This window comes from Muriicola sp. SD30 (genome assembly GCF_041205185.1).
Classification (GTDB): domain Bacteria; phylum Bacteroidota; class Bacteroidia; order Flavobacteriales; family Flavobacteriaceae; genus Muriicola.
Genome location: NZ_JBGEWB010000002.1, coordinates 386,381 through 411,634, shown reverse-complemented (window position 1 = coordinate 411,634; position 25,254 = coordinate 386,381). Strand labels below are relative to the sequence as shown.

Annotated in this window: 23 protein-coding genes; 14 read left to right on the top strand and 9 right to left on the bottom strand. The window is 41.5% G+C overall.

The window, feature by feature from the left end:
* The first annotated feature begins 1 nt into the window (after position 1).
* From AB8P51_RS06910 to pheS, 6 genes are all read left to right on the top strand, one after another.
* Positions 2-760 carry a tetratricopeptide repeat protein gene (locus AB8P51_RS06910; RefSeq protein WP_369748057.1) on the top strand — a complete coding sequence of 253 codons (759 nt, stop codon included), beginning with the start codon at positions 2-4 and terminating at the stop codon, positions 758-760.
* Between the two features lie 48 nt (positions 761-808).
* Entirely contained in the window at positions 809-1,120 is a 312-nt protein-coding gene (locus tag AB8P51_RS06905) for a hypothetical protein (protein ID WP_369748056.1), read from the top strand.
* A gap of 71 nt (positions 1,121-1,191) precedes the next feature.
* Complete coding sequence (locus AB8P51_RS06900; RefSeq protein ID WP_369748055.1) at positions 1,192-2,772, top strand: SulP family inorganic anion transporter; 1,581 nt, start codon at positions 1,192-1,194, stop codon at positions 2,770-2,772.
* 21 nt (positions 2,773-2,793) lie between these two features.
* Positions 2,794-3,420: a carbonic anhydrase gene (locus AB8P51_RS06895; RefSeq protein ID WP_369748054.1), complete on the top strand. Its 627-nt coding sequence runs from the start codon at positions 2,794-2,796 to the stop codon at positions 3,418-3,420.
* A gap of 101 nt (positions 3,421-3,521) precedes the next feature.
* Positions 3,522-5,402 carry a SulP family inorganic anion transporter gene (locus tag AB8P51_RS06890; protein ID WP_369748053.1) on the top strand — a complete coding sequence of 627 codons (1,881 nt, stop codon included), beginning with the start codon at positions 3,522-3,524 and terminating at the stop codon, positions 5,400-5,402.
* A 107-nt stretch (positions 5,403-5,509) separates the two neighbouring features.
* On the top strand, positions 5,510-6,529 hold the full coding sequence (gene pheS, locus AB8P51_RS06885) for a phenylalanine--tRNA ligase subunit alpha (protein ID WP_369748052.1): 1,020 nt from the start codon (positions 5,510-5,512) through the stop codon (positions 6,527-6,529).
* Between the two features lie 3 nt (positions 6,530-6,532).
* Here pheS and AB8P51_RS06880 read toward each other — a convergent pair whose 3' ends face one another.
* From AB8P51_RS06880 to AB8P51_RS06870, 3 genes are read right to left on the bottom strand one after another with little or no spacing between them, the layout of a single operon-like run.
* A complete protein-coding gene (locus AB8P51_RS06880; RefSeq protein ID WP_369748051.1) occupies positions 6,533-7,039 on the bottom strand; it encodes a YciI family protein in 507 nt (168 codons plus the stop codon).
* A complete protein-coding gene (locus tag AB8P51_RS06875; RefSeq protein ID WP_369748050.1) occupies positions 7,024-7,500 on the bottom strand; it encodes a CYTH domain-containing protein in 477 nt (158 codons plus the stop codon). The genes AB8P51_RS06880 and AB8P51_RS06875 overlap by 16 nt, the downstream gene beginning before the upstream one ends.
* Positions 7,493-8,161 (bottom strand): NAD-dependent epimerase/dehydratase family protein, encoded by a 669-nt coding sequence (locus AB8P51_RS06870; protein ID WP_369748049.1) that lies wholly within the window; start codon positions 8,159-8,161, stop codon positions 7,493-7,495. The genes AB8P51_RS06875 and AB8P51_RS06870 overlap by 8 nt, the downstream gene beginning before the upstream one ends.
* Positions 8,162-8,189: 28 nt before the next feature.
* On the opposite strand from AB8P51_RS06870, the gene dinB reads away from it, so the two are divergent.
* Complete coding sequence (dinB, locus tag AB8P51_RS06865; protein WP_369748048.1) at positions 8,190-9,287, top strand: DNA polymerase IV; 1,098 nt, start codon at positions 8,190-8,192, stop codon at positions 9,285-9,287.
* On the opposite strand, the gene pyk is transcribed toward dinB, so the two are convergent.
* The 5 genes from pyk to AB8P51_RS06840 all read right to left on the bottom strand — a co-directional run bounded on the left by pyk (position 9,284) and on the right by AB8P51_RS06840 (position 13,630).
* A complete protein-coding gene (gene pyk / locus AB8P51_RS06860) occupies positions 9,284-10,726 on the bottom strand; it encodes a pyruvate kinase (protein ID WP_369748047.1) in 1,443 nt (480 codons plus the stop codon). The genes dinB and pyk overlap by 4 nt on opposite strands.
* A gap of 4 nt (positions 10,727-10,730) precedes the next feature.
* On the bottom strand, positions 10,731-11,177 hold the full coding sequence (locus AB8P51_RS06855; protein ID WP_369748046.1) for an IPExxxVDY family protein: 447 nt from the start codon (positions 11,175-11,177) through the stop codon (positions 10,731-10,733).
* A gap of 110 nt (positions 11,178-11,287) precedes the next feature.
* Positions 11,288-12,028, bottom strand: a complete 741-nt coding sequence (rnc, locus tag AB8P51_RS06850; protein ID WP_369748045.1) for a ribonuclease III — start codon at positions 12,026-12,028, stop codon at positions 11,288-11,290.
* A gap of 7 nt (positions 12,029-12,035) precedes the next feature.
* Positions 12,036-13,286 (bottom strand): beta-ketoacyl-ACP synthase II, encoded by a 1,251-nt coding sequence (gene fabF / locus AB8P51_RS06845; protein WP_369748044.1) that lies wholly within the window; start codon positions 13,284-13,286, stop codon positions 12,036-12,038.
* A gap of 110 nt (positions 13,287-13,396) precedes the next feature.
* A complete protein-coding gene (locus AB8P51_RS06840; protein ID WP_009778413.1) occupies positions 13,397-13,630 on the bottom strand; it encodes an acyl carrier protein in 234 nt (77 codons plus the stop codon).
* 240 nt (positions 13,631-13,870) lie between these two features.
* On the opposite strand from AB8P51_RS06840, the gene AB8P51_RS06835 reads away from it, so the two are divergent.
* The 4 genes from AB8P51_RS06835 (at position 13,871) to AB8P51_RS06820 (ending at position 18,017) form a co-directional block, all read left to right on the top strand.
* The gene (locus tag AB8P51_RS06835) at positions 13,871-14,440 is read left to right on the top strand and encodes a phosphoribosylglycinamide formyltransferase (protein WP_369748043.1); all 570 of its coding nucleotides are present in this window, start codon (positions 13,871-13,873) and stop codon (positions 14,438-14,440) included.
* Positions 14,440-15,075 (top strand): viroplasmin family protein, encoded by a 636-nt coding sequence (locus AB8P51_RS06830; RefSeq protein ID WP_369748042.1) that lies wholly within the window; start codon positions 14,440-14,442, stop codon positions 15,073-15,075. The genes AB8P51_RS06835 and AB8P51_RS06830 overlap by 1 nt, the downstream gene beginning before the upstream one ends.
* Before the next feature lie 78 nt (positions 15,076-15,153).
* Positions 15,154-16,080: a PfkB family carbohydrate kinase gene (locus AB8P51_RS06825; protein ID WP_369748041.1), complete on the top strand. Its 927-nt coding sequence runs from the start codon at positions 15,154-15,156 to the stop codon at positions 16,078-16,080.
* 38 nt (positions 16,081-16,118) lie between these two features.
* Entirely contained in the window at positions 16,119-18,017 is a 1,899-nt protein-coding gene (locus AB8P51_RS06820; RefSeq protein ID WP_369748040.1) for an amidophosphoribosyltransferase, read from the top strand.
* Between the two features lie 692 nt (positions 18,018-18,709).
* Here the strand turns inward: AB8P51_RS06820 and AB8P51_RS06815 are convergent.
* Positions 18,710-19,318, bottom strand: coding sequence for a superoxide dismutase (locus tag AB8P51_RS06815; RefSeq protein ID WP_369748039.1), 609 nt, complete (start codon positions 19,316-19,318; stop codon positions 18,710-18,712).
* A gap of 95 nt (positions 19,319-19,413) precedes the next feature.
* Here AB8P51_RS06815 and AB8P51_RS06810 point away from each other — a divergent pair, with 95 nt between their 5' ends.
* The 3 genes from AB8P51_RS06810 (at position 19,414) to AB8P51_RS06800 (ending at position 25,214) form a co-directional block, all read left to right on the top strand.
* A complete protein-coding gene (locus AB8P51_RS06810) occupies positions 19,414-22,548 on the top strand; it encodes a UvrD-helicase domain-containing protein (protein ID WP_369748038.1) in 3,135 nt (1,044 codons plus the stop codon).
* A gap of 2 nt (positions 22,549-22,550) precedes the next feature.
* Positions 22,551-23,744 carry a glycine C-acetyltransferase gene (gene kbl, locus AB8P51_RS06805; RefSeq protein ID WP_369748037.1) on the top strand — a complete coding sequence of 398 codons (1,194 nt, stop codon included), beginning with the start codon at positions 22,551-22,553 and terminating at the stop codon, positions 23,742-23,744.
* Positions 23,745-23,855: 111 nt separating this feature from the next.
* A complete protein-coding gene (locus AB8P51_RS06800) occupies positions 23,856-25,214 on the top strand; it encodes an OmpA family protein (protein WP_369748036.1) in 1,359 nt (452 codons plus the stop codon).
* Positions 25,215-25,254: the final 40 nt, after the last annotated feature.

Below are 25,254 nucleotides of genomic sequence, written 5' to 3'. Positions count from 1 at the left end.
GATGAAGAGCTGGATATTTATAATAATTATTTTTCTATCCCCTTTTTGCCAGGCGCAAAATGATGTCCTGTTTGATGAAGCAGCAAAAGCTTACAATGAAGGGGATTACGAGCTGGCCATTGATAATTACAAGCATGTTCTGGAAAGCGGGGTTCATTCTGCCAGTATATACTTTAATCTCGGAAATGCCTATTACAAACTCAATGAAATAGGCCCCAGTATTTATTATTACGAAAAGGCCCTTTTATTAGATCCCAATGATAATGAGATCAGGAATAATCTCGCCTATGCACAGCAAATGACAATTGATGATATAGAGCCCCTGCCTCAAACAGCTATCTCAAGGATGGTGTCTCGTGTGATGAATATTCTGACCTTTGATCAGTGGGCCTATACATCCATAGGTTTTATGTTCTTGTTTGTTTCCCTTTATCTGGCATTTTATTTTTATCGATACGCCGATAAAAAGCGACTTGCCTTTATAGGAAGTATGATCTGTTTATTTTTTGCAGCTTTAAGTGTGGTAATGGCCGTACTGCAGTATCAGGAATACAATAAGACCGATCCGGCAATCATCTTTGCATCCGAAACTTCCGTAAAAGAGGAACCCAACAACCGCAGCATAACCCTGTTCAATTTACATGAGGGGAGTAAGGTGTATGTTCTGGAAACGCTTCAGGAATGGCATAAGGTAAAGCTTGCCGACGGGAAAAACGGATGGATACCAGCTTCAGACCTACAGGAAATAAAGGACTTTTAGCGCATTCTTAACATTTAGATAATAGTAATCCTATTATTTTTGGACTTTATGAGCCGAACTTTCTTTAAATCATTTGTCGTTGTCTTTCTCAGTACCATTTGGATAACCGGGATTATAGCCCCGCCTGTATTGCAATTGATAGATGACAACGCAGTGCTCATTTCCTTAAATATGAATGAGGAAGAACCTCAGGAACAGGGAAAGAAGGACATAGGAGAAGAATTCATCCTCGGGAATCCAATGAGTGTAAACGACTTCTTACTTTTCAGCTATTCAGATTCAGCTGGCGATTCTGCCAGTTCATTTTCCAATTCTTATTATGGGGAAATACAACTACCTCCGCCCGAAGGGCTGTTATAAGCTTATCTCATATCCTTTAATTAATTAACCTGCCCGATACTTCCAATTCGGGTCAAAATTACTTTATAATTATGTTTAAACACATCAAGAACGATTTACCGGCGAGTATTGTCGTATTCTTTGTAGCCCTGCCTCTCTGTCTGGGTATTGCACTCGCTAGTGGCGCTCCTTTGTTTTCCGGCCTTATTGCCGGTATTGTAGGAGGAATAATTGTAGGCTCCTTAAGTGGCTCACATATTGGTGTTAGTGGCCCAGCCGCCGGATTAGCAGCCATTGTATTAACCGCTATTGGCGCCCTTGGTGGATACCAGAACTTTTTAGTTGCCGTTGTCCTTGGGGGAGCCATTCAGCTTCTTTTTGGCGTCCTGAAAGCAGGAATTATTGGCTATTATTTTCCTTCATCTGTAATCAAAGGGATGCTTACAGGAATCGGGATCATTATTATCCTGAAACAAATCCCTCATTTCTTTGGTTATGATGCAGATCCGGAGGGAGATTTTGCCTTTATTCAGGTCGACGGAGAAAATACGTTTTCAGAAATCATCAACTCCATTAATTTAATTAGTCCGGGAGCAACGGCAGTCGCTGTTCTAGGATTGGTGATCTTAATTCTCTGGGATAAGGTACTCACCAAAAAAGCTAAAATATTTCAATTGATACAGGGGCCACTTGTTGCTGTAGTTGTTGGTATTCTCTTTTTTGTAATTACGAAAGGCAATGAAATATGGGCTATTTCCACCGAACAATTGGTTAAAGTGCCAATTCCGGAAGACGCCTCATCTTTTCTGGCACAATTTAGTTTTCCAAATTTTGGTGTAATAACAAGACCAGAAATCTGGGTAACAGCCTTTACCATAGCCCTGGTAGCCAGTCTTGAGACCTTATTATGTGTGGAGGCAACAGATAAACTTGATCCTGAAAAACGCGTCACCCCTACTAACAGAGAATTACTGGCACAGGGAGCAGGAAATATGGTTTCCGGGTTGATCGGCGGTCTGCCCATTACACAGGTAATTGTCCGTAGTTCGGCCAATATTCAATCTGGTGCGAAATCTAAGCTTTCTGCTATTATTCATGGCTTTTTCTTATTGATCTCGGTTATTCTTATCCCGAGATTACTCAACATGATACCCTTGTCTGTACTAGCTGCTATATTATTTATCGTAGGATACAAGCTGGCAAAACCGGCTCTTTTTAAAGAAATGTATCAACTGGGATGGAAGCAATTTATCCCTTTTACTGTGACGGTACTTGGGATTATCTTCACTGACCTGCTCATTGGTATCGGCATGGGATTGGGCGTTGGTATTGTTGTAATCCTTATTAAGAGTTACCAGAACTCTCATTTCCTGCACATTCAGGACAAAAGCAATGGAGCTCATAAGATAAAAATGACTCTTGCTGAGGAAGTTACCTTTTTTAATAAAGGGGCAATCCTCAAAGAATTAGAAGGTATCCCAAAAGATACTTATCTTGAACTCGACGTAAGAAACACCCGATACCTCGATAATGATATTATTGAGATCCTGGAGGATTTCTCATTTAAAGCAAAAGAGCGGAATATTGAAATCAAATTGATTTCAGAAAAAGGTATCGTGGAAAATCCCGAAAGTTTTATTAAGTTCTTTAACCTAAGGCCAAAATCGGCATAACAAACCTTAAATTGACAAAAAATGAAAATAGAAGAAGTATTTAAAAACAATGCAGCCTGGATCAAGGACAAACTAAGTATCGATTCCAATTTCTTTACGGAGATGGGGAAAGGGCAAAGTCCCGAAATGCTCTATATCGGGTGTTCTGATAGTAGGGTAACCGCTGAAGAAGTGATGGGCCTGGGTCCCGGAGAAGTCTTTGTACACAGAAACATTGCCAATATGGTTATCAGTACAGATTTAAACGCCATGTCTGTAGTTGAATACGCCATTGAACATTTAAAAGTTAATCATGTAGTCGTTTGTGGCCATTATGGTTGTGGGGGTGTAAAAGCAGCGATGCAATCAGCAGATCTGGGCCTTCTCAATCCATGGCTTAGAAATATCAGAGATGTTTACCGATTGCATAAAGATGAGTTAGATTCGATAGCAGATGAAGATAAAAAGTACGAACGCCTTGTTGAACTCAATGTTCAGGAACAATGCGTAAATCTTATTAAAACAGCTGCGGTGCAGAAAGCGTATAGGGATCGTAACCTTAAAGTTTACGGCTGGGTTTTCGACATCCACAGCGGGAAGTTAGTCGATTTGAATATTGATTTTGAAAGCATCCTTCATCACATCATGGAAATTTATCATTTGGATTAAAAGCAAGGTGATTTTATAAAATTCTGAAAGCCAGTAAGTTTTACTGGCTTTTTTATTGGCAGAATTAAACTATCTTAGGAGAAACAACCTAATCTAAATTAATGAAATCATTATTTAAACATTTCCGGGGTGATATGCTTGGAGGAATCACCGCAGGAATTGTAGCCCTTCCTTTGGCCCTTGCCTTCGGAGTCAGTTCAGGCCTCGGGCCAAGTGCCGGATTATACGGTGCTATTTTCATTAGTTTTTTCGCAGCGATGTTTGGTGGGACACCGACACAAATATCCGGTCCTACGGCTCCCATGACGGCAGTGAGTATGATTGTTATCGCGGGGATAATTGCGGTGTACGATGGAGATGTTGAAAAAGCCCTGCCTGCAATACTGACTGTATTCCTTCTCGGTGGTCTTATGCAAATTGGTCTTGGGCTAATAGGAATAGGAAGTTATATAAGGTATATTCCCTATCCGGTGGTATCGGGATTTATGACGGCCATAGGTCTGATAATCATCATTACACAAATACTTCCCGCTCTTGGGTATTATCCCAAAGAAGATAGTGGTTGGGTTCAACCTTTCAAACCTCAGGCAGAAGAATTAATCCTGGAAAATATTTTAAGAGAAGAAGCCGGAGAAGGTATTCTCGTCCTGGAAGATTTCAGGGAAACCATAGACAGGGCTAATGAGATCACCGAAGATGTTATCCAGAAAGAAGCACAGGTCCTTGCCGCCAAAGAGGCTTCCGGAGTACTGGGGGCATTAACGGTCTTGCCCAGAGCGTTGAAAAACATCAACCTAATGGAACTCATCCTTTCCCTCATTACTATAGTGATCATTTATGGATTTAAAAGAGTCACAACTAAGGTGCCAAGCACCCTTGTTGCTCTCATTCTGGTCTCCGGAGTAGCCTACGGTTTCGGTCTGGATTACAGGCCAATTGAGACCATCCCGGAAGGTTTTCCCCTGCCCAATCTCGAAATTATTACCGAATTTCGGCTGGGTGCCATAACCCCGTATGTATTCACCGCTTTAACCCTTGCTCTTCTGGGCTCCATCGATTCGCTTCTGACATCCGTCGTTGCCGATAATATGACTAAAACCAAACACAATCCGAATAAGGAGTTAGTAGGTCAGGGAATTGGAAATAGTATTGCTGCAGTTTTTGGGGGAATCCCAGGAGCCGGTGCTACCATAAGAACAGTGGTTAATATTAATTCAGGGGGTAAAACCCGACTCTCAGGTATGATCGCCGGTTTGCTCCTACTAATCATCCTACTTGCCCTGGGTCCTGTAGCTTCACAAATTCCGGCAGCCGTCCTGGCGGGAATCCTGATTACCGTTGGGGTCAATGTAATGGATTACAAAGGATTGAGAGCAATTCCAAGCCTTCCAAAAGATATGAAAATCGGACCTTTAAAATTAAGCTCCGAAGTGATGGTGATGCTGGTGGTATTATTGCTGTCTACTTTTTGGAACCTCGTTTATGCCGTTGGGATCGGACTAGTGATTGCCTCCCTTATGTTTATGAAAAAAATTGGTGATCTTACCGCAAAACGATCTGAAATAAGGACTGCCGGGAGGGAAAAATCATGGGCTGATGAAAAAGGATTCCCTGAATCTCTGCGAGAGAAAGTATACATAAAACACATAAAGGGCCCTTTGTTCTTTGGGACTACCAGCGAATTCCAAATGTTAGCTGATCAGATCCCTATTACTGCCTCGGCCGTTATTATCAGATTAGGAAGGATGCAGTACATGGATCAAACAGGACTGTACGCTATGGAAGATGTTTTGCAAGACCTGAGCAGAAAAAAGATCAACGTCTTTTTTGTCAGGGTTTTAGATCAGCCAAGATATATGATGGAGCGAATTGATATTATCCCTGATCTGGTTCCCCCGGAACATATTTTTGGAAGCTTTGATGAATGCGTAAAATTTGTATTGAAACATCCTGAAGAACTGGAACCCCATTTAAATTCTTAAAGGGAAATTCTTTGAATACAGCAACCCCTTAACAAATCCATGGCCAGAAGCTGTTAAAATCTAAAAAACCAGTATTTTTGACCCCTGGTAGGAATAGCGTACTTCATATGATTGACCAACTTAAAGAACATATCAAAGAGGTAAAGGAATTTACCACTGAAAGCCCGGAGGCTGTAGAAGAATTCAGGATCAGGTACCTCGGTAAGAAAGGCCTGCTGAATAAGTTTTTCAGTGAATTCAAACAGGTTCCTAATGAACAGAAGAAAGAATTTGGGAAGACCATTAATGAACTCAAAGTACTGGCTTCTGAGAAAGTTACCTTACTTAAGGAATCCTTAGAAGAAAAAGTTGCTGAAAAATCCACCTACGGTGATCTTACCCGTCCTGGCGAACCCCTTGAATTAGGCTCCAGACATCCCATATCCATTGTAAAGAATCAGATCATTGATATTTTTAGCAGGATAGGATTCAATGTGTCTGAAGGTCCTGAAATAGAAGACGACTGGCATAATTTTACTGCACTGAATCTGCCGGAGCACCACCCGGCCAGAGATATGCAGGATACCTTTTTTATTCAGACCAATCCGGATATGCTGCTCCGTACACACACCTCTTCGGTACAGGTTCGTTACATGGAAACACACAAGCCGCCCATTAGGACTATTTCTCCTGGAAGAGTCTATAGAAATGAAGCCATTTCGGCTCGTTCCCATTGTTTTTTCCATCAGGTGGAAGGTTTGTATATTGACAAAGACGTCTCCTTCGCAGATTTAAAACAAACACTTCAGTTCTTCACCACGGAACTTTTTGGCAAATCGAAAATCCGACTCAGGCCTTCCTATTTCCCATTTACAGAACCAAGTGCAGAGGTTGATGTTTACTGGGGCCTGGAGACAGAAACAGATTACCGTATGACCAAAGGAACAGGCTGGCTCGAGATCATGGGTTGCGGAATGGTCGACCCAAATGTTCTTGAAAATTGTGGAATAGATTCTAAGGAATATTCGGGCTTTGCATTTGGAATGGGTATCGACAGAATTGCACTATTGCTACATCAGATTTCAGATATCCGCCTTCTGAGTGAGAACGATTTGCGATTCCTGGAGCAATTTAAAAGCGCCTTTTAGCATTCATCTAAGAGGAAAACCTTTCGCCGCCCACCACGGATGCATCTCAATGACGAGTCGACCTGATTTTACCATGGGATCCAGATTGGCCAGACTATCGGCCATTTCTAGTGTCGGGGTATTGTAAATAGTAATCCCCCTAATATCTCCATCGTCTCCGAAAGGGCCTGAAATATCGGCAAATCCGAGTTCGTACATCTTCCCAAGATGCTCCAGATGTAAGGTCTGTAGACTATCAGTTTCCTTTTTATTTTGTGATCTGTTCGGTCCTTTTTTTAAAAAGGCAATAAAGTACTGCTGCATTATAACAGTGTCTGCCGTTTGCGGATCAACATAATCAAAGATTTCATATCCTTTTTCGAGTAGATCTTCCTTCATCTCGGCTACGGAAAGTTCCGGCTCTATGCCCTTTTCATCCATAGACGGCTGATCCTTTTTCCCTGCCTGCTCACATCCTAAAGCAAGGGTGAGTACTGAGAAAAAAATGAGGCGATTTAGTGCTTTTTCCATCTTGCATATGGGTATTTACTGAGTTGTGAATTATAGTATTTTGGGTCGCCGGTTACCTCAATTCCCAACCATTCAGGTTTAAGATAGAACTCATCTACTTTTTGCAGCTCTATTTCAGCAATCACCAATCCTTCATTTTCATCGTAAAATTCGTCTACCTCAACAAGGTGATTTCCACTCCTTACAAGATAGCGGATTTTTCGTATAACCCCCTTTTCACAAATACTCAGAAGGTTTTTTGCCTCTTCTGGCGCAATTTCACGCTCCCACTCGAAGCGCGTTGTGCCGTCGGTATCCGTTCTGCCTTTTACAGTAATAAATCCCTTAGTGCCCGTAAGACGAACCCTTACAGTCCTGTCTGGATCTGTGTTGAGAAACCCCTGGATAATTTCAATCTCATCATATGCCTCGGTCCGGTAGGCATCGGAGTTTACCAAAAATTTGCGTTCTATCTCAAGCATTGGCGAGTTGACTTATTTTGTCTGAAGTGATCCTATTCTCATTGAAATCATTATTGGCCAACCAGAGCATGGACTTTGCAATATCTTCAGCCGGAATAGAGCGGTATTTTCTCAAAGGGCCTATCAAAAACACATTCAAGACAGTAAATATCATTTTGGCAATTTTTTCCCCCCTCCTTTTTTCTCCTCTTTTCCCCGAGATCAGTGAAGGCTGAAGGATATATGTTTGAGGTATTCCAAGTTCCAAAACGTCCTCTTCCATTTCACCTTTGATCTTGCTATAAGTGACAGAACTGTTGGGATCTGCTCCCAGGGAAGACATTACCACAAAAGTGTCGATCTTGTTCTTAACACATAGTCGGGCTGCCTCTACTGGGATACCGAGGTCTATCTTCCTGTATTTGTCCTTGTTAGGGGTTTTGGATTTTGTGGTTCCAATGCAACAGTATACTTCATCAGCGGTAAATATTGAAGAGAATTGTGAAAGGTATAACAGGTCTCCTAAATGCTCCTCGTATTTAGGATGTACTATTCCGGTAGAAGAACGGGAAAAAGCCTTTATTCTGGAATATCTCTGATCATCCAGTAATTTATTGAGTAGCAAACTTCCTGTGAGGCCTGTCACGCCCAGAATAATTGCCGTTTTTACAGGCTTGTCCATAAATCTAAGATATGACTTAAATTTGTTTATGCCCTACGATTTTCCCATCCGCAAGATAATCCATATCGATATGGATGCTTTTTACGCATCGGTGGAACAACTTGATCATCCTGAGCTTCGTGGAAAGCCTTTGGCAGTTGGTGGCGGAGCAAAAAGAGGGGTAGTCGCTGCGGCCAGTTATGAGGCTAGAAAATTTGGTGTACGTAGTGCTATGAGTGGCGCACTTGCTAAAAAAATGTGCCCGGAATTAGAATTTGTAAAACCGCGCTTTGAGCGATACAAGGAAATCTCTCTAAAAATACGTTCAATATTTTTTGAATATACGGAGCTCGTTGAACCTTTATCTCTGGATGAAGCCTATCTCGATGTAACCCAAAACAAAGTTGGGAATCCCTCAGCTACATTGATTGCCAAAGAGATCCGAGATCGCATCTACGCAGAACTTGGTTTAAAGGCCTCTGCAGGTATATCCATCAATAAATTTATTGCGAAGGTTGCCAGTGATATCAACAAGCCGGATGGGCAAAAAACGGTAAACCCCGAGGAAGTGATCCCCTTTCTTGAAAAGCTCGATATCCGCAAATTTTATGGTGTCGGGAAGGTGACTGCAGAGAAAATGTATCAGTTTGGAATTTTTACCGGACTTGATCTCAAAGGTAAAAGTCTTGAATTCCTGGAAGAACATTTCGGAAAGAGCGGGATGTTTTACTACCAGGTAGTCCGTGGGATACACGAGAGTGAAGTAAAGTCGCACCGCATCCCTAAATCCTTAGGGGCTGAACGTACTTTTAGCGAAAATCTAAGTAGTGAGATATTTATGAAAGAGCGACTATCTCACATTGCTGCCGAGCTTTCAAAAAGGATTACCAAATCAGATACGGCCGGTAAAACGATCACCTTAAAAATCAAGTACAGTGATTTTACCTTGCAAACGAGGAGTAAAACGCTTCCTTATTTTGTCTCTGACAGGGAACTCATTTTAGATACCTCCATGGAGCTGTTATATCAACAACCACTTGATAATTCGGTTCGCCTTTTGGGAATATCCCTTTCTAATTTAAAGGGTGCTGAAACAAGTCAAAAACAAGATAATTCCGTTTCTGTTCAGCTAAAATTTGAGCTTTAAAAATTACAGGTGTCGATTTCGGTAACTCGAAGTGTATTAACCATTCCCTTGGCTTTTATGGGCATAGCTGCCAGGCTGATTAACATGTCTCCTTCTTCCAGGAACCCTTTCTGACAAGCAATCTTATTCACGTCTTCAATGGTCTCGTCTGTGGAAACAAATTTGTCATAATAAAAAGCCTTTACCCCCCAAAGCAGGTTGAGCTGTGTCAGGATTCGTTTGTTGGATGTAAACACCAGAATATGAGCGCTGGGTCTCCAGGCAGATATCTGGAAGGCTGTGTATCCACTATTGGTAAGGGTTGAAATCGCTTTTGCCTTGATTTCGTTTGCCATAGTGGCGGCGTGAAAACACACAGCTTTGGTGATATATCGTTTCGTTCTGATGTGCGGTGGTTCCTGTGGTACTTTGATCAGCTCAGAGCTCTCAACGCTTTGCAGTATACTCGACATTTTTTCTATTACCTGCACGGGATAATTCCCAACAGAGGTCTCCCCTGATAACATTACTGCATCTGCCCCATCCATCACAGAGTTTGCTACATCATTAACCTCAGCGCGGGTAGGTGTAAGGCTTGTGATCATGGTTTCCATCATCTGGGTAGCAATAATCACAGGGATCCTGGCTCTTTTTGCACGCAGCACAAGGGTTTTCTGAATAAGAGGTACTTCCTGAGCCGGAACTTCAACCCCAAGATCGCCCCTCGCCACCATTAAACCATCGCAATACGATACGATCTTGTCTATGTTTTCTACTGCCTCCGGTTTTTCAATTTTTGCAATGATCGGGATTTTATGCTCCGAATGTTCTGCTATTATATTTTGTAAATCGATCAGATCCTGACTATATCGAACAAAGCTCAGCGCAATCCAGTCTACATCCTGTGAAATGGCAAATATGGCATCTTTGACATCCTTTTTTGTTAAGGCAGGGAGAGAGATATTTGTGTTTGGAAGATTGACGCCTTTTTTCGACTTAAGGGGTCCTCCCTGAATTACTTTAGCTTTTACCTCATCCTTTTTGTTCGTCGACAGTACTTCGAACATCAGTTTTCCATCATCGAGCAGAATTCTTTCTCCCGGATTTACATCTCTGGGAAACTCTGCATAATTCATATAGACTTTCTCGGCATTACCCTCAAAAGCTTTCCCTGTCATAAATGTGATTTCGTCTCCTGGAGCAACAACTACTTCTCCGGCCATCACCCCTACTCGGAGTTTTGGTCCCTGCAGGTCGGCCAGTATAGCGGTGTAAATTCCCAATTCCTCATTCAGCTGGCGAATTGTTTTAATTCGCTTCTTCACATCCTCATAATCGGCATGTGAGAAATTTATGCGGAATACATCTACCCCGGCAATAATCATGCTTTTAAGCGTTTCCTTGTCACTGCTCGCAGGCCCAAGGGTAGCTACTATCTTTGTCTTCTTCTTACTCAGCATTCAATTAATATATTAAATTGTGCTTCGATTTTAAATTATTGGTCTCAATTACATAAGCGGCAATCACTTTCGGGATGCCTTTTATCTTCAGAAGCAGTTCGGAATCCATTGCCTCTTGTTCTACTTTTAGCAGGAAATTTACTTCTTTGTGTTCGGGTACCAGATGATGGTTTGAAAAACTCGGTTCTTCCGGAAACAGATCACTCGAAGTGCTTTGATGGGATGTGATACAGGAATTGGTCAACAAAGACCATTCGCGGTCGTACATTTTATCCTTCCACTCAAAATAAGGATAAATAATATCAGATGAAAATAATAAGTCGGTATCTGCCCTTTTTAAATGCAATTTCAGAGTCTCATTCAATGCATATGCCAGGGCGTAATCTTCCAGATTAGTATAAATTCCGACCAGTGCAAACTCAACCTCATAAGATTCTTCCAATATCCGCATGCCTGCCCATATTAAAAAGCCTAAGCTGTAAATATATAATTTATAACGTTACTTGCCTAGTTAGTGGCCTTCATTCGGGGATAAATGTCAACGCAAACCTTTGCGTACTACTATTGAGAGTTCTCAATTTTATGTTGCAGGGCAAAAAAAGCTCTTTTTGAGGCTTTTTCCTCTGCCTTTTTTTTAGAAGTGGCCCGTGCTTTGGCCACTAGTTTCCCATTGATACTGAATTTTACGGCAAAATGTTTGAGGGGATCATTGCCATCATCTTCGTATACGTTGTATTTAAATTCTTTTTTTTGTTTTTGGCACCATTCGATGAGCAAACTTTTATAACTGATCACCTTTCCTTCGAGCTGTTCAATATCCACATAGGGTTCAATGACCCGCTCCTGAATAAATTTTTCGCAGTAGTTGTATCCCCTGTCCAGGTAAATAGCACCTACAAGAGCTTCAAATACGTTTCCGTGAATGTTATCACCAAAGTGTGATTTGGGAATTTTGCTTTCCACATAAAAAATAAGGTTCAGATCTTTCCCCAGTTCATTGAGATGCTTTCTACTGACAATTTTCGATCTCATTTTGGTAAGGTATCCTTCATCGCCTCCGGGCACCTCGTTGTACAAATGTTTTGAGATAATGGTTCCCAGCATGGCATCTCCGAGAAATTCGAGACGCTCGTAATTCATCGGGTTCCCTTTTATATCTTTTTGATTCGCCGAACGATGCAAAAAAGCCTTCTTATATATACTGACGTCTTTAGGTTTAAATCCCAGGATTCTTGATATTCCTAAAAAAAAATCCCCATCCTTATTGGAATGGGAATTGAAAATATTTGAAGGAAAATTCATCCGGTCTTTAGCTTATTATTTTAAAGATTACACAGGCATTATGACCGCCAAATCCGAAGGTGTTACTCATGGCCACTGATACATCCCTGGGCTGGGCCTTGTTTAGGGTCAGATTTAATTTAGGATCAATATTCTCGTCAACTGTTGAATGATTAATCGTTGGAGGTACCAGGCTGTGCTTCATTGCCAGAATGGAGGCAATGGCCTCAATAGCCCCGGCGGCACCCAGCAAATGCCCCGTCATCGATTTTGTTGAATTAATATTTATCTTGGGTGCATGTTCCCCAAATACCTGAGAAATTGCTTTTAATTCGGCTACGTCACCCAGAGGGGTAGATGTTCCATGTGTATTGATCGCATCCACATCTTCCGGTTTCATTCCGGCATCGCGCAGGCAATTCTCCATCACTTTTACAACCCCTATACCGTCCGGATGAGGGGCGGTCATATGATAAGCATCACTAGACATTCCACCTCCGGCAACTTCGGCATAAATTTTTGCTCCTCTTGCTTTGGCGTGTTCGTATTCTTCAAGAATCAGTGCACCCGCTCCTTCTCCCAGGACAAATCCATCTCTGGTGGCATCAAATGGTCTTGAAGCAGTTTCCGGACTTTCATTTCTGGTAGAAAGCGCATGCATAGCGTTAAATCCACCCATTCCTGCCATGGTGACTGCGGCTTCACTTCCTCCTGTGACAACCACATCACAATATCCGAGCCTGATATAATTTAAGGCATCAATCATTGCATTGGCAGAGGAGGCACATGCCGATACTGTAGTATAGTTCGGTCCCATAAAACCGTGTTTTATAGAAATATTCCCGGGGGCTATATCTGCAATCATTTTTGGGATAAAGAAAGGATTAAACCTTGGGGTTCCATCTCCCTTGGCAAAGTCCATCACTTCGTTTTGAAAGGTTTCCAGACCGCCAATTCCTGCTCCCCAGATGACACCTACCCTGAATTTATCAATAGAATTCAGATCCAAACCGGAATCTATAATAGCCTCATCTGAGGATACCAGTGCATATTGAGCAAAACGATCTAATTTCCTTGCTTCTTTCCGATCGAAGTAGTTCTGAGGATCGAAATTCTTGATCTCACAAGCGAACTTGGTCTTAAATTTCTCGGTATCGTAATACGTTATAGGGGCTGAACCACTTTTTCCTGATTTAAGTCCTTCCCAATATTGATCCAGGGTATTGCCAATGGGTGTCAATGCCCCTAGTCCGGTAACAACTACTCTTTTTAACTCCATGGAATCATTTTTTGTTTCAGATGTACCTATACCGTGTGAAAATTAAAAAAAATATCCATGCAGCGTGGTGACCACATGGATAATTTACATCATGTTCCTGATATCATTACTTATTTGGCCTCTTCAATATAGCTAATAGCCTGGCCGACGGTTGCAATATTTTCTGCCTGATCATCCGGAATCTGAATATCAAATTCTTTCTCAAATTCCATTATCAACTCAACGGTGTCCAATGAATCTGCCCCCAGATCGTTAGTGAAGCTAGCTTCTGCAACTACTTCGTTTTCATCAACGCCTAACTTATCAACGATAATTGCCTTAACTCTTGATGCAATGTCTGACATAATTTATTTGGTTTTAATTTTTAATTGTTGGCAAAAATAAAAAACTTTGGTAGAAATACACCATACCTCGCCAATTTGTCGGGTAATTTAAGAAATTTAATGGCAAGTATATTACTTTAGCGTCAGAAAATTGGGAGCCTTTTTTATTGCTCTCCATATGAAGGAAGGAAATGCCAAACCTTTTATCATTTTCATAAACTTTGGCAGGGAAAGCGCGCTCGTTCCATCGCAGATTAAAAAATGAAACATATCGTCTTATTTGCTTCCGGCTCCGGCACCAACGTCGAAAACATTGTCAGGTACTTTGAGGGCCATCAAACAATCAGCGTTTCCTGTGTTTTTACCAATAAAAGGGATGCTTATGTTCTCGATCGTTGTAATGCGCTGGGTATCCCGGCTTTCTTCTTTAATGGCCATGCTTTTAAAGATAAGTCCCTTTTACTGCAATTTCTCAGTTGCCTTCAACCTGATCTGATCGTCCTGGCCGGATTTCTGCGGAAAATCCCCGCTGAAATGGTTGCGACCTTCCCGGAAAAAATTATAAATATCCATCCTGCTTTACTCCCAAAGTACGGAGGTAAAGGCATGTATGGAAAACATGTGCATAAGGCAGTAAAGGCCGATAAAGATACTGAATCAGGAATTACCGTACACTACGTTAATGACCGATATGATGAAGGGGCCATCATTAAACAAGTCCGCGTTGGAATATCATCTTCTGATTCAGCAGATGACATTGGCAGAAAGGTTCAGCAACTTGAACATCTTCATTTTCCACAGATCATAGAAGCCGTTTTATCAGAAAATTAATGGCTAAAAAAAGCAAATTTTACGTAGTTTGGAAGGGAAAAGTCCCCGGGATATATGAGAGCTGGGATGCTTGTAAAAAACAGATATCGGGTACGAAAGGAGCGCAGTATATGTCTTTTCCTACCCGTGAGCAGGCCGAAAAAGCGTATAACAGTTCTTACGCCGCCTACAAAGGCAGCAAAAAGAAAGAGCCTAGATTGTCAGCAACTGAATTATTAAAGATAGGAGAACCCAATATGCACTCTATTGCGGTTGATGCTGCCTCGAGTGGAAATCCAGGCAAAATGGAATACCGTGGTGTAGATACCAGGACAAAAAAACAGTTGTTCAGACAGGGGCCATTCCCCGAGGGCACCAATAACATAGGAGAATTTCTGGCTATTGTGCATGGCCTGGCCTTTCTTAAAGAAAGAAAATCAGATCGTGTACTTTATACAGATTCACGCACTGCCATGAGTTGGGTGAGGAAAAAGAAATGCAATACCAAGTTGCAGCCAAATGCGAAGAATAAGGGATTATTTGAGCTGGTTGAAAGAGCCGAAATCTGGCTAAAGAAAAATTCGTACAAAACTCCCGTGGTTAAATGGGAAACCTCAGCATGGGGTGAAATACCCGCTGATTTCGGTCGAAAATAATCCTTCCTGAATTTCAATTCCCTCAGGTTCCACAGCAATAACAAAAGCGTATATTTGCAACGAATTTGAACCTTTTATATGGGCAAGCTTTTAATATTGGGAACCGTGGCCTTTGATGCAATCGAAACGCCTTTTGGTAAAACCGATAAAATACTGGGTGGTGCAGCTACCTTTATTGGCCTTGCGGCTTCTCAGTTTAAAGTTGAATCTGCAATTGTTTCAATTGTGGGTGACGACTTTCCCAAGACGTATCTGGAATTACTCAAAAAAAAGGGAGTCGATATATCAGGCATTGAAGTGGTTGAGAACGGCAAGACCTTCTTCTGGAGCGGGAAATATGACAATGACCTCAACAGTCGGGATACCCTGGTAACCGAACTTAATGTCTTAGCAGATTTTAAACCGGTAATCCCTGCTCATTTCAGGGATGCGGACGTCCTTATGCTGGGAAACCTACATCCGGCGGTACAGCTGAGTGCAATAGAGCAAATGCAGGCCGAGCCAAAATTGATTGTTTTGGATACTATGAATTTCTGGATGAACAATACTCTTCCTGAATTGATAGAAGTTATCAAAAAAACGGATGTCATCACAATCAATGACGAGGAAGCAAGACAGTTGACCAATGAATATTCCCTGGTAAAGGCAGCACAGAAAATTCATGAAATGGGCCCGAAATACGTGGTGATTAAGAAAGGAGAAAATGGTGCATTACTTTTCCACAATGGCGAGGTATTTTTTGCCCCGGCATTACCCCTGGAAGAGGTGTTTGATCCTACGGGTGCCGGAGACACCTTTGCCGGAGGATTTGTGGGTTATCTGACCGAGTCTGAGAATGTCTCATTTAACAATTTGAGGAATGCGGTGATTCACGGGGCAAATCTGGCTTCGTTTTGTGTAGAGAAGTTTGGAACAGAAAGGATGCAAAACCTTTCCAAGGATGAAGTAGACCGGAGGTTAAATCAATTTAAACAACTAACACAATTTGATATTGAGTTAAAATAACGCCCTGCCTTTCCGGGGCTTTTTTTATGCAATGAGCTATGAGTGACGCCATTAAACACGAGTGTGGTATTTCCCTGATCAGACTTTTAAAGCCCCTCGATTATTACAAGAAAAAGTACGGGTCTGCCGTCTACGGGGTAAATAAAATGTACCTCATGATGGAAAAGCAGCACAACCGGGGACAAGACGGTGCTGGCTTTGCCAGTATTAAGCTCGATGTTAAACCGGGCCAGCGATATATGAGTAGGGTAAGGTCGGTTCAGTCACAACCCATTCAGGATATTTTTGCCCAGATCACCGATCGTATCAATAGGGCCTTTGAGGAAAATCCGGAGTTAATAAATGACGCTGAGGCACAGAAGAATTACATCCCATACATTGGAGAAGTACTACTGGGACATGTTCGTTACGGTACTTTTGGAAAGAACAGTATAGAAAATGTACATCCTTTTCTCCGTCAGAATAATTGGATGCATCGTAACCTGATTGTGGCCGGAAATTTCAACATGACCAATGTGACCGAGCTATTCGACAACCTGGTGCATTTGGGTCAGCATCCCAAAGAGATGGCTGACACGGTAACAGTGATGGAAAAGATCGGGCATTTCTTAGATGATGCGGTAGCCAAGCTTTACAAAGAGATCAAGAAAGAAGGCTATAACAAAATGGAAGCTTCACCCCTGATTGCAGAACGACTCAATCTGGCGAAAATTCTTAAAAAGGCAGCTAAGAACTGGGATGGAGGATATGCGATGGCCGGACTGCTGGGTCATGGAGATGCCTTTGTCCTCAGAGATCCTTCGGGAATACGCCCAACTTATTTCTACAAAGATGAAGAGGTGGTTGTGGTAGCCTCTGAACGCGCAGCTATTCAAACGGTTTTTAATGTTAAATATGAAGAAGTTCAGGAATTGAAACCTGCCCACGCCATCATCATTAAAAAGAAAGGGACGGTTAATATTAAAAAGATCATGGAGCCACTTGAGAGAAAGGCTTGCTCATTTGAACGTATTTATTTCTCCAGGGGCAGTGATAAAGAGATCTACCAGGAGCGAAAGGAACTCGGTAAACTCATCTTTCCAAAAATTCTAACTGCTATCGATAACGATATCAGGAATACGGTTTTCTCTTATATTCCCAATACCGCCGAAACCTCATTTCTGGGTATGGTAAAAGAGGCCCAGAATTATTTAAACAAGAAAAAGGAAGAACAAATCCTTGAAATAGGCTCAGGAATTACAAGCGAAGAATTGCATCAGATCCTGGAGATCAGACCCCGAATTGAAAAAGTTGCTATCAAGGATGCGAAGCTAAGAACCTTTATCACCCAGGATAGTAGCAGAGATGACCTTGTAGCCCACGTCTATGATATTACCTATGGATCGGTCAACGAAAATGACAACCTCGTCATTATTGATGACAGTATCGTTAGAGGTACTACTTTAAAAAACAGTATCCTTGGGATTCTCGATAGATTGGGGCCAAAAAAAATTATCGTTGTTTCTTCGGCTCCACAAATCCGCTATCCTGATTGTTACGGGATAGATATGGCTAAATTAGAAGATTTTATCGCCTTTAAGGCAGCCCTGGCCCTTCATAAAGAACACAATTCTCTTTCACTTGTTGATGATATCTATAAAAAATGTAAAGAGCAATTTCACAAAAAAGATAAGGAGATCATCAACTATGTAAAGGAGTTTTATGCCCCTTTCAGTGCCGATCAGATATCAGACAAGATAGGAGAACTCTTGTCCCCTGAAGGCATAAAAGCTGAGGTTAAGATTATCTATCAGACTATTGGAAATCTTCATATGGCCTGTCCGGACAATTTAGGGGACTGGTATTTTACCGGTGATTACCCAACTGCAGGTGGAAATAAAGTAGTCAATAAGGCCTTTATCAATTTTTATGAAGGCAAAAATGAGAGGGCTTATTAGCCAATAAAACAGACGAAATACACCACGTAGTGCATTTCATCGATAATATATGCATTTAATCGCCTTTATCGTCTTTCAGCATCAAACGAAGTTACATTAGACTTGCCATAGCATAAGTAGGTTAAGTTCATGGTAAGATTTGGGGCAAAAAAGGTGGAGACTTCTCCACCTTTTTTATTTTACACAATTCCGCAGTTAAGTCAACCCGGTTAGAATTTGTAGTCCCTTTCCTTAATACATTCCTTCCTTTTATCCATTAACGGTATTTCAACCAATTAAAGAGACGTTCGTCCAAAACCTTTTTCTTCAGCGACCTCTTCATTTACATTTGGAGAACCATAGCATAAGTAGGTTAAGTTCATGGTAAGATTTGGGGAAAAAAGGCAGGTTCATTCCTGCCTTTTTTATTTCTGATAATCAAAGTCTTAGCTTCTTTTATTCCTTTTTGGGCTTTCCAGCCACACATTTTACCTAATGATCTTGTCCAAAATTTCTTCGATTTTCTTTGTTATTTCTCACAATACCAGTAATTTAGTGGTGCCATAGCATAAGTAGGTTAAGTTTATGGTAAGATTTGGGACGAAAAGGGTGGAGGCTTCTCCGCCCTTTTCTATGTTTTTTTTTTGCTCTTTGATCATAAAAAAAACCGCAACTTCAGAAGCTGCGGTTTCCCAAATTGTATTTATTAGTTTCTATTTATGTGCCTTGTAATTCTCAGCGACCTTATCCCAATTGATCACATTAAAAAATGCATTGATGTAATCTGGTCGTCGGTTCTGATAATGCAGATAGTAGGCATGTTCCCATACATCTAATCCCAAGATAGGATTCCCGCCACAACCGGTGTTGGGCATCAGGGGATTATCCTGGTTGGGGGTAGCACAAATCTCTACTTTTCCACCTGGATGTACGCAAAGCCATGCCCAGCCTGAACCAAATTGGCTCCCGGCTGCGGAACTGAATTTATCTTTAAAACCATCAAATGATCCGAATGCTGAATTAATCGCATCAGCTAAATCCCCGGAAGGATTTCCACCGGCGTCCGGCCCCATAATTTCCCAGAAGAGCGTGTGATTAAAAAACCCTCCTCCATTGTTTCTTACGGCTTTATTGTTCATATCGAGTCCCGAAAGAATCTCCTTTATCCCTTTTCCTTCAAGGGGGGTTCCTTCTATGGCCGCATTGAGTTTCGTAGTGTAGCCGTTATGGTGTTTTGTGTGATGTATCTCCATTGTCCTTGCATCGATATATGGCTCGAGAGCGTCATATGCATAGGGTAGTTTTGGTAGTTCAAATGCCATTTTTATTAAAGTTAAAAGTTAATATTCAGTGATTCTCAAAAGTAGGGATTTTAACAATTATATTCCCCTAATTATATGTTAAGAACTCTCGGGGTTTGCTTAATTTGCAAGGAAAATCTAAACAACTGTACGCTTATCAGATTTACGACGCTTCAGCCGGATCGGGTAAAACCTTTACCCTGGTCAAGGAATACCTGAAATTAATCCTCATCCATGAGGGATCTCAGAATTTTAGAAAGATCCTTGCCATTACCTTTACAAATAAGGCTGTGAATGAAATGAAACAGCGTATCCTTAGCAGCCTGTTTCTTTTTTCTTCGGATGCCGACAACGACGAAAATGATCTGTTTCAGAAGCTGGTGGAAGAACTCCAAATCGATGCTGATACGCTAAGGATAAGGGCTAAAAAGGTCCTCAGAGAAATACTGCATAATTATGCCTTCTTCGATATATCAACCATAGATAAATTCAACCACCGTCTGCTAAAAACCTTTGCAAGAGATTTGAAGATTCCACAGAATTTTGAAGTTGTTCTTGATACAGACCTTTTACTTGCAGAAGGGATAGACAGAATGCTGGGCAATGCCAGGGCTGATGATCAACTTACAGACCTGTTTATCGCTTTTGCACTGCAAAAAATTGAAGACAATAAAAGTTGGGATCTCAGTTATGACCTCAGTCGGGTAGGGAAAATGCTTTTTGATGAAAATCACCTTGTTTATCTGGAGGAACTCAAAAGCAAAGACCTCACTTCTTTTCTGAATCTTCAAAAGGAATTGCGACGGCTTTTAAAAACATACACAGAAAAATTAAAAGCATTAGCGGACAGTGTACTCTCCCTGATGGATGAAGCCGATTTAGAGCAAGCCGATTTCTCTTCCGGCTATTTTCCAAAATTTATCAAAAAAATACAGCAGGATCCCACTGCTCTTGATTTTTCCACAGGCTGGAAAAAAGAATTTGGCAGCAAACCATTGTATCCAAAAAAAACCGCTGAACATAAGAAGCAGGCTATAGATCGGTTATTGCCTGAATTTATCAGGTTGTGGCTGGAGATTAAAGAAAGTTACGGCCGATTGAGCTTTTTAAAAAACGTTTATCAGAATTTAGTCCCTCTCACATTGCTCAATGCCTTGCAAAAGGAGATTGACCAACTTCTGGAAGAACGGGAACAACTACCCATCTCGGCATTTAATACCCTTATTTCGGAACAGATAAGAGATCAGCCTACCCCATTTATTTACGAACGCCTGGGGGAGAAATATCGCCACTATTTTATAGATGAATTCCAGGATACATCTCTGAATCAATGGTATAACCTGGTTCCTCTTATTTCTCATGCAATACAGAGTGAAGACCTGCAGGGGAACAGGGGCAGCCTATTCCTGGTTGGAGATGCCAAACAGGCAATTTACCGCTGGAGGGGTGGTAGATCAGAGTTATTCCTGAATCTCATTCATAGGGATGATACCCTCTTTGGCATCTCACCTAAGACAAAATCCCTTGAAACTAATTTCAGAAGCTTTCAGGAGATCGTTACTTTCAACAACGGTTTCTTTTCCTCAGCCGTTCCTTATTTAAACAATAAACTCTACCAGGATTTATTTCTGAAAGGCAACAAACAACAACACACCTCTAAAAAAGGAGGGATAGTATCTATAAACTTTCTCAGAACCGACGTAGAAGACAAGGAGCAGGCCTATTGTGAAGAGGTACTTAAGCGCATAACTCAATTACGTTCAAAAGGAATTCCATTCGGAGCCGTTTGTGTGCTGTTCAGATCCAACAAACAAGGTATTACCCTGGCCGAATACCTTATAAATAACCAGATACCAATCATTTCCTCAGATGCCTTGCTCCTCGAGAGTGATCCCGTGGTGCGATTTCTAATCAATCTACTGAAGTATTCCAGTCAGTCTGCTGATCTCAATATCCAGTTCGATCTCCTTATTTACCTGAGTCCGGAAGAAAACAGACACCAGTTTATTTCCGAGCATCTTGGAAAGCTTACGCCATTTTTAAAAGCTGAGTACCAGTTTGACCTGGCAGCATTCAACCAGAGGTCTGTGTTCGATGCATTGGAATACGCCATTGAGCGGTTCGGTCTCCTCGGGGAGTCTCAGGCGTATATCAGCAACTTACTCGACGAAGTCCTTGATGTTGAATTAAAACACGATTCGGGATTTAATTCCTTTATTAACATCTGGGAGAAGAATAAAAGTAAGTGGAGCATCCCTGCGCCTGAAAATATGGATGCCGTGCAACTGATGACTATCCACAAGGCCAAAGGGTTGGAATTTCCATTTGTGATCTTTCCATTTGCCAATTCCGGTATCTACGATGACAGGGGTACAAAACTTTGGATCCCTGCCCATGATGAGGCTCTTGAAGGGTTTAACCATATCCTTGTCAGTAAAAAGAAAGATATGGCCATTTACAATAAGGAATCTGGAGTACTATATGAAGAAGAGCAGCACAAAATGGAACTCGACTCCTTTAATCTATTATATGTGGCTTTAACTAGAGGTATTCAGGGGGTATTTATCATTACGGAAATGGACCTTAATGCCAAAGGAGAAAGTAAGCCTTCCTATTATTCCGGCCTGTTTATCAACTACCTGCAGCAACTTGGAATTTGGGAACGAGACAAGTATCAGTACTCTTTCGGGGAATTGCAATATAGTAAGATGGAGGCTGCCCAAGAATTTGAACAGGAATCCGTTCCGTATACGGCTACCACTAAATTCGGAGGTCAACTGGAAATAAGTACCCGTGCAGGGGAATTATGGGGATCGTCCAGAGAATTGGCTCTCTCACAAGGCAATGTCTTGCATTTCGGGATGAGCACCATAGAGACGGCTGAAGATATTGATGCTGCAGTAACAGATTTAGTAAGTAGTGGAGTTATACAGGAAAGTGATGGCAAAACCTACCACGAACTCTTCAGTGGTATTGTACATCATCCCCTCCTTAGCCGTTTTTTCAGGCCGGGAAACAAAATTAAAAATGAAAAAACCATAATTTCACAAAATGGGGTAATTTTGCGGCCAGACAGGATGGTCTTTGAGGAGAAGAAAGTCTCCATTCTGGATTATAAGACCGGACATCAGAAATCCTCTGATCTAACCCAACTTAATTCTTACGGTGAAGTACTGGTTGCAATGGGGTATACAGTTGAGCACAAAGTCCTGATTTACGTACAAGATCAAATTAAACCTATATTCATATAAATATGTATAGCAGCATACAGAAATATCTCAAAGAAGAACTCGAAGCCATAGAAGAGGCCGGCCTCTACAAAAAAGAACGAATTATTACTACACCTCAGGGTGCAATGATAAAAATCTCAACCGGGCAGGAGGTGATCAATTTTTGTTCAAACAATTACCTGGGACTTTCTTCCCATCCCGAAGTGATCAAGGCAGCTAAAGACACTCTGGATTCTCATGGATTTGGAATGTCATCGGTGCGATTTATTTGTGGCACCCAGGATATCCATAAGGAACTGGAAGCCAGAATAGCTAACTTTTACGGTACTGAAGATACTATTCTCTATGCCGCGTGCTTTGATGCCAACGGAGGAATTTTTGAGCCATTGCTATCTGCAGAAGATGCTATTATCTCAGATTCATTGAATCACGCCTCCATTATAGATGGAGTGCGTTTGTGTAAAGCGAAACGCTATCGCTATGCGAATAGTGACATGGCGGATCTGGAAACACAGTTAAAACAGGCCAATGCAGATAATGCGCGTTTTAAATTAATTGTTACGGACGGAGTTTTTTCAATGGATGGTTTACTGGCCCCACTTGATAAGATATGTGATCTGGCAGATACCTATGATGCTATGGTAATGATTGACGAATGCCATGCTACCGGCTTTATTGGTAAAACGGGAAAGGGTACCCTGGAGGAGAAGGGAGTTTTGGATCGTATTGATATCATCACCGGAACGCTTGGAAAAGCTCTGGGCGGAGCAATGGGCGGGTATACTACCGGAAAGAAAGAAATTATAGATATGCTCAGACAGCGGTCAAGACCTTACCTCTTTAGCAATTCCCTTGCTCCATCAATTGTAGGAGCCAGTATTAAGGTATTCGATATCCTGGAAAAGAATACAGAATTAAGGGATAAACTGGAAAGCAATACCAGATATTTTAAAAAAGGGATGAAAGATGCGGGATTCGACATCATTGACGGAGATTCCGCTATTGTTCCTGTGATGCTTTATGATGCCAAGCTATCTCAACAAATGGCCGATATGCTATTAGAAGAGGGTATTTATGTGATTGGCTTCTTTTATCCAGTAGTTCCCAAAGGAAAAGCCCGGATCAGAGTTCAGCTGTCCGCAGCGCATACCAGAGCCCATTTAGACACAGCGATTAAGGCCTTTATCAAGGTGGCAAATGATCTCAAAATACTCTAAAACGTACTGTTTTCAGGGGAATACAGTAAAAAAAAAAGAAATTGATTTTGTTAATAATTCTTAACAACTTACATTTGCAGCTAATAAACACTTAAACTTAAAAATTTGAACATGAAACAGCTTAGCAGATTATTGGTTGTTGGCCTACTTTTAATAGGGTTTAACAACGTTCAAGCGCAGGATGAGAATAATCCGTGGCAAGTTAGCTTTGGTGTAAACGCGATAGATGTTTATCCTACTAATGACCAAGACGCCGCTTACCCAACAGGTACTTTATTCAGTGAGTACTTTAATGTTAACGATCACTGGAACATTTTGCCTTCTATTTCTTATGTATCTGTATCCAAGTATGTAGGGGACGGTTTCTCTGTAGGAGCCAGGGGTAGTTTGAACCGTATCTCTAAATTGGGTGACGCTTCAGCTGACGACCTTTCTCATTACGCTGTGGATGGTACCATTAAATATAATGTCCTTAAGGACAAGAAAATTATCCCTTTTGTTGAAATAGGTGGTGGATATACCTGGGTTGATGAAATCGGATTCGGAACAGCCAACGCTGGTATTGGTGCTAGTTACTGGTTTAACGATAACATCGGCTTTACTCTTCAGACAGGCTACAAGCATGCTTTTGAAGATTATGGTGTTAAGCATTTCCAGCACACAGCTGGTGTTTCCATTAAATTCGGTGGAACTGATACTGATGGTGACGGAATCTACGACAAAGATGATGCATGTCCTGAAGTTGCTGGTTTAGCAGCTTTCAACGGATGTCCTGACTCTGACGGAGACGGCATCGAAGATGGAAAGGACAGCTGTCCTAATGAAGCTGGTTCTAAAGAATTAAACGGATGTCCTGATGCTGACGGTGATGGTATCGCTGATAAAGATGATGCATGTCCGAACGAAGCTGGTACTGCTGCCCTTGCGGGTTGCCCTGATGCTGACGGAGACGGAGTAGCTGATAAAGATGATGCATGTCCTAGCGAAGCTGGTCCTGCTGAAAACAAAGGATGCCCATGGCCTGATACTGACGGTGACGGTGTATTAGACAAAGACGATCAGTGTCCAGAAGTTGCCGGAACTGTAGCTAACCAGGGTTGTCCTGAAGTTACTGAAGAAGTTCAGAAGCAATTGAACGACTACGCAAGAACTATCTTATTCGATACTGGTAGGGCTTCTTTGAAAACAGAATCTGTTTCTGTATTCGTAGATATTATCAAGATCCTCAACGAATATCCAAATGCTAAGTTTACTGTTGAAGGACACACTGATAGTGTTGGTAGCGATAAACTAAACCAGTCTCTTTCTGAAAAAAGAGCTAACTCAGTTCGTGATTTCCTTATTCAAGAAGGAATTGGAGCAGACAGGTTAACTGCCATCGGATACGGTGAAGCTAAGCCTATCGCTTCTAACAACACAAGAGCAGGAAGAGCTCAGAACAGAAGAGTTGAGATCAACTTGGTTAAATAAGCAACGTTTATAACTTCATATAAAAGCTCCGCAAATGCGG